Here is a 12,973-nt window from a genome sequence, read left to right on the forward strand (position 1 = left end):
AGACAGGTGGAAAGTAAAGCCCGTTCCGGGAGCTATGCTATCGCATAGAAATCCCGAACGGGCTTTATTATGTCGTGAAATTCAGGACGAATTGGCGTCGAGGGGCAGCCGGTCCGCACGGCCGACGGCTTCGGTTGCCCGTTTGGGCAAGTACACGATGAAAGACGTGCCGTGATCAAGTGTGGATTCGCATTCCATGAAACCGCCGTAATGCTGCAAATAATTGTGCGCAAGGTGCAGGCCGAGTCCGGAGTTCGCCTGTTCCGATTTGGTCGAGAACCCTTTGTCGAAGATGCGGTTGCGTTCTTCCGCCGAAATGTAGGAGCCGGTATTATACACCGTCAACCGGTAGTGATCTTCATGTTCCTGGATCGTCAGCCGGACAGTCCGCAGCAGATCGTCCTGCGGGATCGCCTCGACGGCATTCTTCAACAGGTTGTGCATTACGCTGGAGAAATAATTGATCGGCAGCGTCAGCTGATCGAACGCGCAGTCCAGGTTACCGCTTACCTGCAGGTCGATTTTCTTGGAAACGCATGTTAGCGAAAGTTGGTTGAGCACGACCGCGAGGATCGGAAATTTCACCGAGCCTATGACGGATTGCTGCACGATTTCCTTACACCAAACCGAGATGTAATCTTTGGCCAAGTCGTACTTGTTTATCATCAGCAGGGCATGAACGGTTTGGACGTTGTTGATCAACTCATGCTGCGATTTTCGGATATTGAGCATCGTCGCCTCGGATGACTGCGCCCAGCGCTCCTTCTCATCGAGCTGAAGGCGAATGTTTTTCTCCTGCTCCTCCAACAGCTGAAGCTTGTAATCCTTGGATTCGAGATAATCGTACAGCTTGGCGTTCTCGATCAAGACGGCGATTTCCGAGGCAAGCAGCTTAAGCGTTTCAACCCTTTCCTCTTGAAACACGTGCGTCGCCAGGTTGTTCTCCAGGTACAAAGCGCCGACGAGCTTGTTGAATCGGCAGATCGGGACGCAGAGAATCGATTTCGGCCGTTTGGTTTGAATGTAGGCGTCTTTCGAGAACAGCTCGGATAATACCGCATCCTGCAGCAGCACCGTCTCGCCGGTGCGGGCGGCATATTGAATGACCGTGACCGCAGCGTCTCGGCAGTCCTCAAGCGGCATGATTTGCATCGCCGCGAACGGGGCGTTGGCGGTTTTCTCCGCATCGATCCACAACCTCCGGTCGCGCTCCAGCACGAGCATGCCTTTTTCGGCTCCCGCATTTTCCAGTACGATCCTCATGATGCTGTCCAGCATTTGTTGAAGAACGGTTTCGTTCGATACCGCCTGCGACGCTTTCACGACGCACGAGAGGTCGATGCTCGCTTCCGCTGCTTGGCCTCGGGTTACCAGGTACGGGTACTTCTCGTCGAGATCGGTCACTTTGCGCTCGGCGCCCCATTTGGCGTAAAGGCTGCGCGCTTCGAGCAAATAGGAGCGGGCGATTTTCAATTTGCCTGCTTGCAAATAATGCTTGGCTGCACATTCGCTGGCCATGGCCTCGTACTGGACGAAGCGGCCTTTACCCGCATAATGGATCGCTTGATCGTATTTTTCTTCCGCGAGCGCTCGCTTGTCGGTGATCCGGTACCATTCGGCTTCGAGCAGCAGTTTCAGATGTAAGAAATTATCGGGTGAATGCCGGGCCCATTTGTCCATAAACCGGATGCTGAATTGAATTCGATCCCGGAGGCGCTTTCTCTCGGCTGGGGCAGCTTGATCGTAAAGTCCCGCAAGCACCATGCCATAATGAAAGTGGTGCAGATGCACGTGCATCATCCCGAAGACGGTCGACAGTACCGTTTCCGCTTCTTCCAACAGCTTCCGGGCTTCGTCCAGGCGGTTGAACATATAAAACGTTTGCCCCTGCATGACATAATATGTATGTATGATTGCATTGTTGGTGAACCGGGAAAGCTGCTCGATTTCTTCGGCGCTCATGAACCGCTCGGATCTTGTTTCATCGGATGTATGAGAGAACGCTTGATTTCTCATGTTCTGCATGTAACGCTGGAGAACGGTTAGGATCATGATCGTATCGCGGTCCTGCGCTTTATATATAAAATTTTGGTAGTGCTCCGTCTCTTTGAACACGTCCGATAGATGATCCCCCCGAAACAAGCGAAGGAAAAAGCTAAACGTGATCGAATATCCGGCGTATACGAAATCCCCCGATTCTTCCCCGAATTGATAAGCCTTGCGCAGCAGTTCGACGTTCGTCTCGATATGCTCCTTCACATGGCTGGTGAAGGCCCCTGCGCCGAAGTAAACTTTACATTTGATAGGCAAATGATTGAATGAATCGCTCAATTTCACGCCGAGCCGTCCATAGGCCAGACCCGAATTCAGTCTGCCGAGCAGCGAACTCATAATCACGCCGTAAGTCGTATAAGCGAACGCACTGCCTTCCGCATGTCCGTGCACCAGCGAATAATTGAACATGCGAAGCATCAAATAAATGTACAATTCCGAGTTTATGTAGTACGCAGGCGGAATCAGATTAACCAGGAACTGCATAACCGCCTTGTGATTCGGATCGGTCATCACGGGGATGTCGATCAAATCGTCGATGCTGCGGGTGCCTTTACGCGCCTGTGATTTCAGCATCTCCCAAACAATGCTCGCTTTCCCCGTGTTCGGGCGGATATGAATCCCGAGCAGCTTCAGTCCTTTCAATCCGATCCGCAGCGCTTCCTCGTGCTCGCCCAGGTTCGTGAATAGCACCATCATCAGGTTGTAGGCTTCGGCTTTCTCCAGTTTGGTGCGCGCATGCAATAAGGCGGCCGCGAACGAATGCTTGGCTTCCTCGAATTGCCCGCTTAAGTATTCAAGCTCCGCTTTCTCCAGCTGAAGCGCGTAAGCCAGCTCGTACTGCCGCTCCCAGTGATCCGATTCAAGCAGCCGATAACCGCACAGCGCGTACTTCAGTCCGGTATCGTACGCAGAGCTTTCTTTTGCCTTGCGGCAAGCCTTTAAGTTTAAGGCAGCCAGCCGTTCCTTCTCTTCCCGTGATCCGATCAGCGGCGCGCCAAGGTTCAGCTGGTTCACGATTTCGAACGTATTCTCTTCTTGTGCGCTTGCGTCCGCATAATGATGCTCCAATAGACGACCGATTTGTAAATGAATTTCCTGTTTGCGATAGTCTGAAAGCAAGGAGTACAAAGCTTGGTAAACGCGATCATGCAAAAATTTATACGTTGTAACCGGGGTTACACTGTTTCTGCCCGTATGGACCGCGTGGATAAGGCCGTCTTTGACCGCATCCTTCAAGCTTTCTTCCACTTCTTCGGCAGTCCGTCCGGTGACGAGCGCAAGCGTCTCCGAAGTGAACTGATGACCGATGCAAGCTGCGTGCTGGAGCAAAGACTGCAGCTGTTCCGGGAGCCGTACGATTTTGTTGATCATAAAATCGACGACGTTCTCGGTCATGTGCAGCTCTTGGATCTTCGCTTCGTCCCATGTCCATGCGCGTGCCGAGTAGTCGAACCACAGCAGCTGCTGATCGTAAATAGAGCGGAAAAACTGCTTCGTGAAGAACGGATTGCCCTTCGTTTTTTTCATCATCAATTGCGCCAAGGCGCGTACGGGTTGCCGCGCAGACTGCAGGGTGTCGGTCAGCATTTGCTCCAAATGACGTTCATCCAGCGGCTCTAATTGAATTTGCGTCGTATGGCTGCTCTTCTGCCGCTGCAGCTTATCGATCATGACACGGAGCGGATGCGAGCCCCCGACGTCGCGATCCCGGAATGAACCGATAAACAAGCGGTAGTTCCTGTTCGTACCGAGCCCAATATCCTGTATCAATTGAATGGACGCGGCGTCGGCCCACTGCAAATCGTCGAGAAATAGGATGAGCGGCTGTTCTCTGGAAGTAAACACGGATAGCACCTTCTGCACCGTCATCATGAGCCGGTTGTACATTTCCGCCGGAGGCATCTTTGTAATCGGAGGCTGCTTGCCGAACACCTGTTCGAGATCCGGAACCATCTCCATGAGCACTTGACCGTTAGGGCCGACTGCCTCCAGAATACGTCGTTTCATGTTGTGAAACGCTTCTTCGTTCAAGGTCAATAAGTATTGAAGCAGCTGCTTGCCCGCTTCGTGCAAGGCGTGGTAAGGGGTAGCGCGTTTAAATTGATCGAATTTGCCGTAGATGAATAAACCGTTCTGTTGTTGAATCAGCTTCTGAAATTCATGAATCAAATAGGACTTGCCAATACCGGATATGCCGGACACGAACGCGAATTCCATTCCGCCCTTGCGAACCCGGGCGTAAGCCTCGCTCAGCGCTTGAAGAGCGGCTTCGCGTCCGTATATCTTCTCGGAGATCACGAATTGATCGGAAACGCCTTCATTGCCGATTTCATACGGTTCCAGATAGCCATCGGTCAGCAGCTTGTTCAACGCGATCTCCAGATCGTGGCGCAAGGCGAACGCGCTCGGGTAGCGGTGCTCGGGATGTTTGGCCAAACATTTCAGCACAATGTCCGAGACGGGCTTCGGTATTTGATATTCCGTGAGCGGCTTTGGTTCTTTGGCAAACTGCATATGGAGCAGTTCCAACACGTCGTCGCTCTGGAACGGCAGCTCGCCGGACAGCATCCGATAGAACATGATGCCGAGCGCATACAAATCTGTTCGATGATCCGGCCGCCGGTTCATCCGGCCGGTAAGCTCAGGCGCTGCATAGAACAGCGCATTCGTTTCATATACGGGCTGCGGCAGCACATGCGCCTCCGGTACCGTTGAGATCGGGGTGACCCGGAACAGATCGGTCAGCTTGCATTTTTTTCGATTCGATTCTACAAAAAAAGCGTACGGACTTAAGTTCAGATGCAGGTGTTTCGTCTGGTGCAGCTTGCTGACCGCCTCGGCGGCGCCGATCGCCAGGTTCAGAAACAGGGTCAGCTCGGCAGGGCCTGATTGCAGGTAAGCCGAGAGCGGCTGTCCTTCGATTGGCTGGAACAGCAGGGCGGGGGCGCCGTTCCATTCGTAAGCCTGCTCCGGCACCCAGACGTCAGCGGCAGCAAGCCGTTTCGCTTGCTCGTATTCCTGCAGCAATCTTTGCTGGAGCGGATCATAGTCCAGTCCGGGCCGCAGCGCTTTGAAATAACGGATGAAGCCTGTGTCTTGTTCCTTAGCCCGAAACAGCAAAGTATGGCCGTTCTCATGGACAGGTTCGACGGTTTTTTCGTTTAAGTTCCAAGCCAACTCGACAGACCTCCGATAACTAACCTTCTTACTATCCATTGTACTTTCCTATATTAGGTTAATCAACCTCAATGCCGCCTGTAATCGGGCCTGAAGACTTCACTAATTTTCCATAATCGTAACATTTGTTATATAATGAAAATCAACCTAAGGTAGTGGACACATGCGGAGGAATGAACATGAAAGTTGCAATTGCAGGAGGAACCGGTTTTATCGGTCGTCACTTGACCCAATACTATATTCAGCAGAAGGCGTCGGTGGTCGTAGTCGCGCGAAAGAAGCGCAAACCGGACCATCCGCTTGTCCGATATGCGACTTGGGAGGAGCTCGAGACGAGCTTGCTGCCCCTTGAAGGCGTGGACGCGATCGTCAATTTAGCCGGGGAGACGATCAATCAGCGCTGGACGGCAGAGGCGAAGGCCCGTATTCTGCAATCGCGGCTCGATTCGGTGGCCAGCGTGCAATCGTGGATCGAGCGGATGGAGCGAAAGCCGGTATTGATCAACGCATCCGGCGTAGCCATATACGGGACGTCCGATTCGGAAACGTTCATCGAAGAGAGTGAATGGAAGAAGGACGATTTCTTGGCGAGCGTTGTCGACCAATGGGAGATGGCGGCGGAGCATATTCCGGATACCCGGGTCGTGCTGCTGCGGCTAGGCGTTGTGCTCGGCAAAGACGGAGGCGCTTTCCCGAAGATGATCGCACCGTTCAAATTCGGCCTGGGCGGGCGGATCGGTACGGGAAGACAGCCGTTATCGTGGATCCATATCGACGATTTGTGCCGATTAATCGATTTCTGCATCGAGCATGAAGAGATTGAAGGGCCGGTCAACGCGACGACGCCGATGGCCGTAACGAACGATGCCTTCGGCCGGGCGGTGGCGTCCAAGCTGAAGAAGCCCTACTTGTTCCCGGTCCCCGCGTTCATGATGAAGATGCTGTTCGGCGAGATGTCGATGCTGCTGCTGCAGGGGCAGAAGGTTTTTCCGTCGGTTGCCGTGAAACATAACTTCCATTACCTGTATCCGGTTATCGAGATGGCGCTGGAAGATTTGCTCGCGGACAAAAAGTGAAGGGGAACGGTACATGTTGACATACGGCAGCACGGATATACAAGAATTACAATTCGTACACCTGTCCCATACGCTCGAACGCCGAAACGAGCAATGGTTCGATATTTACGTCAGCTTCGACCTTATCGATCCGTCGCTCCTCCCGGAAGGAATCGAAGAGCTGGGCGCTCTGCTCGTTTGCACAGCGGACGGTTTGCTTGTCGAGATCGCGCCGCAGGATGAGGGCAGGGATTGCGAATACCAGTTTACGGAGTCGGAGAAGGAGCAGCTCCGCCGGTATTTTCAAGCGCAAGTGCTCCCGGAGTTGAATAAGGGTTAAACCAAGAGCCCCGAAACGGATTATTCCGATCGGGGCTTTTGGCTGCGATTCCGCTTTACTTTTTCTTCTCCATCGCAGCGCGAAGGGCTTCCTCCAGGCTGGAGCCTAGCGAGACCTTATCGCTGTACTGTTCGGCCAGCTTCGATTGCTGCCGCTTCCCTGCTCGGCCGCCGGGGGCATCCCCCAGCATTTCGACGACATTGCAAGGCCGGCACTGCGCGTACTTCCCCGCTTTGCCGGTATGAATTTCCATCTTTTTGCGGCATTGCGGACACCGTTTATTCGATAACGGCGCTTCCGCGGCACGCTTGTAGCCGCATTCGCGGTCGATGCAGACGAGCCTTTTGCCGTGTTTGCCTTTGATTTCCTGCAACGACTTTCCGCATTCCGGGCAGCGCGAGTTGGTGAGGTTATGCGGCTTGTACTCGGCCTCGCTCGCTTTGACATCCCGTACGATCGATTCGGTTTGCTTCCGGATGCGGTTCATGAACGACTGCGCATCCCCTTGACCGGTCGAAATGCGCTGCAGCTCCTGCTCCCAGGCGGCCGTCAATTCCGGCGAACGCAGCTCCGGCACCACGAGCTCCATGAGCTGAGCGCCTTTGCCCGTCGGCTGCAGCGTATTCATCCGCCGTTCGATCGTATCGGTCGACAACAGCTTCTCGATAATATCGGCTCGCGTGGCCGGCGTCCCGAGCCCATGCTTTTCCATGATGGAAAGCAGTCCTGCTTCCGTATACCGGGAAGGCGGTTTGGTCATTTGCTTATGCAAGGACAGGCGGACGTTGTTCAGCGCTATCCCTTTTTGCAGCGCAGGCAGCGTCTGGACCGCGTTCGAGCCGTCGGCGGCATCCCGGTCGTCGCTTTCCTCGTCATCCGCCAAGTGGGACCAGGCCGCCTCCTCGTACATGCTGCGCCATCCTTTGTCGCGGACGACGCGCCCCTTCGCATGAAAAGCTTCGCCGCCAAGCTCGATGACGACAGCCGTTTCATCGTAGCGGTAAGCCGGGTAGAACAGCGAGATGAACCGCTTGACGATCAGGTCGTACAATTTTCGCTCATCGGCGCTTAAGTTGTTCAGCTGCGGGCGTTCATCGGTTGGGATGATCGCATGGTGATCGGTCACCTTCGAATCGTCGGCGATCCGCTTGGTGACCGGTAAAGGCTTCGCCAGCAACGGCTTGACCAGGCCGAGGTAAGGTTGTACCTGAAGCGATTTCAGACGGCCCGGCAGCGTCGGTACGATGTCGGTGGAAAGGAAGCGGGAATCCGTTCGCGGGTAGGTGACAAGCTTGTGCTGCTCGTACAAACGTTGGAGCACGTTCGACGTCTGCTTCGCCGTGAAGCCATACCGTTTATTTGCGTCCCGCTGCAGCTCCGTCAAGTCGTAGGCAAGCGGATGAGGCTCCTGCTTCTCCGTCATTTTCAGCTGGCTCACCTGCGCCGCTTGGGTGCGGTTCAGCTTGGCGAGCAGCGCCTCGGCCGCGGCTTTGTCGAACAATCGGCCGTCAGGGTGGGCCGAGCTGCGCCATGTCGCTTGGAAGGAGCCGAAGTCGGCCCGCAGGAGCCAATAATCTTTGGCTTGGAACGATTTGATTTGCTTCTCGCGTTCCATCATCATGGCGAGCGTCGGCGTCTGTACCCGGCCGGCGGCGAGCTGGGCGTTATGCTTGCAGGTAAGCGCACGCGTCAGATTTAAGCCGATCAGCCAATCCGCTTCCGCCCGACAGACGGCGGACCGGTACAGCGGATCGTAGGCCGTACCCGGCTTCAACGACGCGAAGCCGTCGCGAATCGCCTTGTCCGTCTGCGACGATATCCAAAGCCGTTGGAACGGCTTGTTCCAGCGCACCAGCTCCATGATCCAGCGGGCGACGAGCTCGCCTTCACGGCCGGCATCGGTAGCTATAATAAGCTGGCCAAGATCGCTGCGTTTCGCAAGGCTGGCTATCGCCTTGAATTGAGGCGTCGTCTCACGGATCACTTTCAGTTTCATTTGCCTCGGGATGAGCGGCAAATCCTCAAGCCGCCATTCCTTATAGCTCGGATCGTAATCCTCCGGCTCTGCTAGCGTCACTAAGTGACCGAGCGCCCAAGTGACAACGTAACCGGCGCCTTCGTAGTAATGCTTATGCTTTTGCCCGCAGCCCAGCACTCGCGCAATCTCCTTGGCGACGCTCGGCTTCTCGGCTAATACCAATGATTTCATAAGGACTCCTTTCAACCGTAAAGAGGCAAGCGGCTGTTCTTGTTCCTCTCAGTTGTAACATATTTTCAGGAAGTCCGCTAACTTTCTTGAGATAAGACTGACAGAACTTGTCATAGTTATCATGTATAATGAAGAGAATCGTCGATGGGGACGAATCGCTCGATGTGAATGGAGGCGCCCGGGTGTCCAAATCCAAGAGACTGCTCGAGTTAATGATTGCCGTCAATAAAAAGCGGAAGTTTACGGTTCGCGAGTTGGCCGAAGAGTTTCAAGTTTCTTCGCGGACGATAATGCGGGATTTGCAGGTGTTGGACGATCTCGGCTTACCGTTGTATGCCGAATACGGTCCGCACGGCGGCTACCGGGTGTTGAACGAACGGCTGCTGCCGCCGATCATGTTCTCGGAGCAGGAGGCGGTGGCGATGTTCTTCGCCTACCAGTCGCTGCAGCATTACGGCGCGCTCCCGTTCAGCGAGGAAGCGGTGACGGCGCTTACTAAATTTTATTATTACTTGCCCGACGACACGAAACAGAAGATTGATAAAATGAAGCGGCGGGTCATCTTCTGGACGCCGAAGCGTCAGGCCCCCGTACCTTATTTGCAGTTGTTGCTGGATGCCGCGCTGCAGCAGCGTCCGCTGCGCATCCATTACGATTCGCGCGATGGCGCGAAGGAACGGTCGATTCAACCGATCGGCGTTTATTCGCACAACGGATATTGGTATTGTCCGGCTTACTGCTTTCTCAAAAGCAAGTACCTGCTGTTTCGCGCGGACCGCGTATTGTCGGCGGTGTGGGCGGGCGAGGATCATCCTACGGTCGATCTGCAAGATTTCCCGATCAATCAATGGTTCATGCCGCCGGATGAGAGGAGAGAGGGGACGGCGTCCGGGAGCATGAGCAAGCTTAAGATAGAAGCGAAGCTTACGGTGAACGGGGTGCGGCGGTGCCGCTGGGAGTCGTGGTTTCAACAAGAGCTGCAGGTGGACGAGAACGGAGAAGGCAGGCTGCAGCTGCTCATCGAACCGAACGAAGCGGATTATTTTGCCCGGTATTTCCTCACTCTGGGAGCGGACGTCGTCGTTGAGCGGCCTGCCGAGTTCGTTCATTTGATTCGGCAGGCGCTGTCCGAACTGATGCGTGTGTATAACGTAAAAGACTAACCGACGTTCAACACGGGAACGTAAATGTCGAAGGCGCTGTCCTCGGCATCGACCCCGGTGTAACGCTCGTCGTACCATTCGAATTCAGGTGCGGCTGCACGGGTATATTCGCCGTTCTCCCCGAGCCATGCATAAATGGCCGGGTAAGTTGCCGCAAGCCCTGCTACCGGTCCGCGATGGGTGAAGACGGCATACGTGTGCGGCTCCAGCTCCAACGTCTCGAGGCCGTCCGGAACGGCGTCTGGAAGCCGTGAGACAAGCGCCCCGGCCACATAATCTATCGTTCCCCTAGAGGGATCGGCACAGAGCGACAGCCCTAGCGTGACGGGGCCGTGGCCTTCAATTTCATGCCGTCTCGACGCGAAGACGCCCCATTGTTCGGCAATGGTCGGAATCGGAGCGCCTTCCGTCAGGCGGTGCGTCTGTTTAATACCGACAACGTACAGGGACGGTTTGCTTTGAATTTGAGGTATCATAGAAATCTCTCCTTAACGGCAGGGGTGGTTGGATTATGTACAAACCAAGCATAACGTATAACTATGACATTTTCGGTCATGGTTAGTTCGTTTTTTTTCATTTTTGGAGTTACGGTGCGCTGGATGATATAATACTCGAACAAGGGGTTGTTTGGGAAGCGAGTGAAGCTGGGGGCATGAATCCGAGGGAACAGTTTGGTCCGATCGATATTTATTTGTTCGATCAATTGTTGAAAGGCCGTATAGCTCCCGGGATGCGCATATTGGATGCCGGATGCGGGGACGGGCGCAATCTCGTCTATTTCCTGCGCGAAGGATATGACGTGTACGGGGTGGATTGTGCGGAGAAGGCGGTCCGAAGCTTGCGGCGAACGGCGTCGGAGCTGGCCCCGACGCTGAGTGAGGATCGGTTTCGGATCGAACCGATTGAGAAAATGAGCTTTGCCAACGATACGTTCGATGTGGTCATTGCATGTGCCGTCTTGCATTTTGCCGAGAATGACGCTCACTATGGACAAATGGTATCGGAACTGTGGCGGGTGCTGAAGCCGGGCGGACTGCTGTTCGCGCGGCTGGCGTCGAAGATCGGGATCGAGGGCCGGGTCGAGCCGCTCGGAAACAGGCGGTACAAGCTGCCCGATGGAAGCGAACGTTACTTGGTCGATTCGGAGACGCTGCACAGGTGGACGGAGAAAATGCATGGCGTATTCGTCGAACCGATCAAAACGGTGCAGGTCGAAGACCTGCGCTCCATGACGACCTGGTGCGTGAAGAAGCCGCATATCTTATTTTTCGATCCGATTGGGGAAACCGCATCGGAAGAACCTACTAATGAAGAGAGGGAGCATTCGCATGAAGCTTAGAGTATCTGCCGTACAGTATCATCTACATACGATTGGAAGTTTTGAGGAGTTTGCCGCCCAGGTGGAGCATTATGTGAAAACGGCCGCCGAGTTCGATGCCGATTTCGTGTTGTTTCCTGAGCTGTTCACCACGCAGCTGCTGTCGATCGGACAACCGGACCGGAAGGAACAGGCGCTGCCGATTACAGCCCTGCCGGGTTTCACTGAGCGTTACGAGGCGCTATTCGCCGGGCTGGCCCGGAACACGGGTATGCATTTGATCGGCGGTACGCATATTATCGAGGAGAACGGCAAGCTGTACAACGCGGCTTATTTGTTCTACCCGGACGGCCGCATCGAGACGCAGCGGAAGCTGCACATCACGCCGACGGAAGTGAAGGAATGGACCATGGGCGCCGGAGACGGTCTGCAGGTATTTGACACGGATAAAGGGCGGATCGCGCTGCTCATTTGTTACGATATCGAGTTCCCGGAAATCGTGCGAATGGCGAAAGCCCGCGGGGCGGATGTCATCTTCTGCCCTTCGTGCACGGACGACCGGCACGGCTTTCACCGGGTTCGATATACGTGTCACGCCCGCGCGATCGAGAACCAGGTGTACGTCGTGACGACCGGCACCGTCGGCTCGCTGCCAACGGTTGATTTCATGCGCGGCAATTACGGGCAAGCTGCGATCATCACGCCGAACGATGTGCCGTTCCCGCCGGCTGGCATCATGACGGTCGGGGAGATCAACGACGATATGGTGATCACCGGAGATTTGGATCTGGACTTGCTGTATGAAGTGCGGGAAAAAGGTTCGGTCACAACGTGGCGCGATAGGAGAACGGACTTGTACACCGATTGGAAATAGGAAGGTGTGTGACTAGCGTGAGCTTAACCTTGTATCGTAAGGAAATGTACGTCTTCGACCAAGACCGTCCGGTGAAGGCCGTCATTCGCTCTTACACGGAAGCCGATTTCGACGGGCTGATTCGTATCCAGCAGGAAAGCTTCCCGCCGCCATTCCCGTCGGAGCTGTGGTGGAACCGCGAGCAGCTTGCCAATCATGTGCGGCTGTTTCCGCAAGGGGCGCTATGCGTCGAGATCGACGGTGAGCTGGCAGCCTCGATTACCGGACTTCTCGTCAACTATGAGCCGGGCGACCCGGATCATAGCTGGGAGGAAATCACCGACGGCGGGTATATTCGGAACCATCAGCCGGACGGCAACACGCTGTACATCGTCGATATTTGCGCGCGGCCGGCGTACCGCAAGCTGGGTTTAGGCAAATGGCTGATGATGTCCATGTACGAAACGGTCGTTAATTTGAAGCTGGAACGGCTGCTCGGGGGCGGGCGTATTCCCGGTTACGGACGTGTCGCCGATCAGATGACGGCCGAAGCTTATGTGGAGCAGGTGATGGAAGGCAAGCTGAAGGACCCGGTCATGACGTTCCTGCTGCGCTGCGGCCGCACGCCGTTGAAGCTTGTTTCGAACTATTTGGAGGATGACGAGTCGCGCAACTATGCGATGCTGATGGAATGGCGAAATCCGTTTCGCCGGAAGTAACGCCGCAGAGATGCTTAGATGCTTAAGGGAACGAGTAAGCTGCAAGAACAAGTGCTAGTGTACGTTCCGGCAAGGAAACAGGTT

At 54.9% G+C, this 12,973-nt stretch carries 9 protein-coding genes; 6 read left to right on the plus strand and 3 right to left on the minus strand.

Going from position 1 to position 12,973, the window contains the following annotated elements:
• Window positions 1-81: 81 nt before the first annotated feature.
• Complete coding sequence (locus PVA01S_RS05315; RefSeq protein WP_230875934.1) at window positions 82-5,232, minus strand: AAA family ATPase; 5,151 nt, start codon at window positions 5,230-5,232, stop codon at window positions 82-84.
• 179 nt (window positions 5,233-5,411) lie between these two features.
• Here PVA01S_RS05315 and PVA01S_RS05320 point away from each other — a divergent pair, with 179 nt between their 5' ends.
• Both PVA01S_RS05320 and PVA01S_RS05325 read left to right on the plus strand, forming a co-directional pair.
• Window positions 5,412-6,308, plus strand: a complete 897-nt coding sequence (locus PVA01S_RS05320; RefSeq protein ID WP_127605768.1) for a TIGR01777 family oxidoreductase — start codon at window positions 5,412-5,414, stop codon at window positions 6,306-6,308.
• A 13-nt stretch (window positions 6,309-6,321) separates the two neighbouring features.
• A complete protein-coding gene (locus PVA01S_RS05325) occupies window positions 6,322-6,627 on the plus strand; it encodes a hypothetical protein (RefSeq protein ID WP_127605770.1) in 306 nt (101 codons plus the stop codon).
• Between the two features lie 55 nt (window positions 6,628-6,682).
• On the opposite strand, the gene PVA01S_RS05330 is transcribed toward PVA01S_RS05325, so the two are convergent.
• The gene (locus PVA01S_RS05330) at window positions 6,683-8,836 is read right to left on the minus strand and encodes a DNA topoisomerase III (protein WP_127605772.1); all 2,154 of its coding nucleotides are present in this window, start codon (window positions 8,834-8,836) and stop codon (window positions 6,683-6,685) included.
• 182 nt (window positions 8,837-9,018) lie between these two features.
• Here PVA01S_RS05330 and PVA01S_RS05335 point away from each other — a divergent pair, with 182 nt between their 5' ends.
• Window positions 9,019-9,999, plus strand: a complete 981-nt coding sequence (locus tag PVA01S_RS05335; RefSeq protein WP_127605774.1) for a helix-turn-helix transcriptional regulator — start codon at window positions 9,019-9,021, stop codon at window positions 9,997-9,999.
• Here the strand turns inward: PVA01S_RS05335 and PVA01S_RS05340 are convergent.
• Window positions 9,996-10,475, minus strand: a complete 480-nt coding sequence (locus tag PVA01S_RS05340; RefSeq protein ID WP_127605776.1) for a GyrI-like domain-containing protein — start codon at window positions 10,473-10,475, stop codon at window positions 9,996-9,998. The two genes, PVA01S_RS05335 and PVA01S_RS05340, sit on opposite strands and share 4 nt — an antisense overlap.
• Before the next feature lie 176 nt (window positions 10,476-10,651).
• On the opposite strand from PVA01S_RS05340, the gene PVA01S_RS05345 reads away from it, so the two are divergent.
• Genes PVA01S_RS05345 through PVA01S_RS05355 form a run of 3 tightly spaced genes read left to right on the plus strand, consistent with a single transcriptional unit; the run spans window position 10,652 to window position 12,889 of the window.
• The gene (locus PVA01S_RS05345; RefSeq protein WP_127605778.1) at window positions 10,652-11,338 is read left to right on the plus strand and encodes a class I SAM-dependent methyltransferase; all 687 of its coding nucleotides are present in this window, start codon (window positions 10,652-10,654) and stop codon (window positions 11,336-11,338) included.
• Window positions 11,328-12,191: a carbon-nitrogen hydrolase family protein gene (locus PVA01S_RS05350; RefSeq protein ID WP_127605780.1), complete on the plus strand. Its 864-nt coding sequence runs from the start codon at window positions 11,328-11,330 to the stop codon at window positions 12,189-12,191. The genes PVA01S_RS05345 and PVA01S_RS05350 overlap by 11 nt, the downstream gene beginning before the upstream one ends.
• 44 nt (window positions 12,192-12,235) lie before the next feature.
• The gene (locus PVA01S_RS05355; protein ID WP_397375996.1) at window positions 12,236-12,889 is read left to right on the plus strand and encodes a GNAT family N-acetyltransferase; all 654 of its coding nucleotides are present in this window, start codon (window positions 12,236-12,238) and stop codon (window positions 12,887-12,889) included.
• The last annotated feature ends 84 nt before the right edge of the window (window positions 12,890-12,973 follow it).

This window comes from Paenibacillus validus NBRC 15382 (genome assembly GCF_004000985.1).
Lineage (GTDB): Bacteria > Bacillota > Bacilli > Paenibacillales > NBRC-103111 > Paenibacillus_G > Paenibacillus_G validus.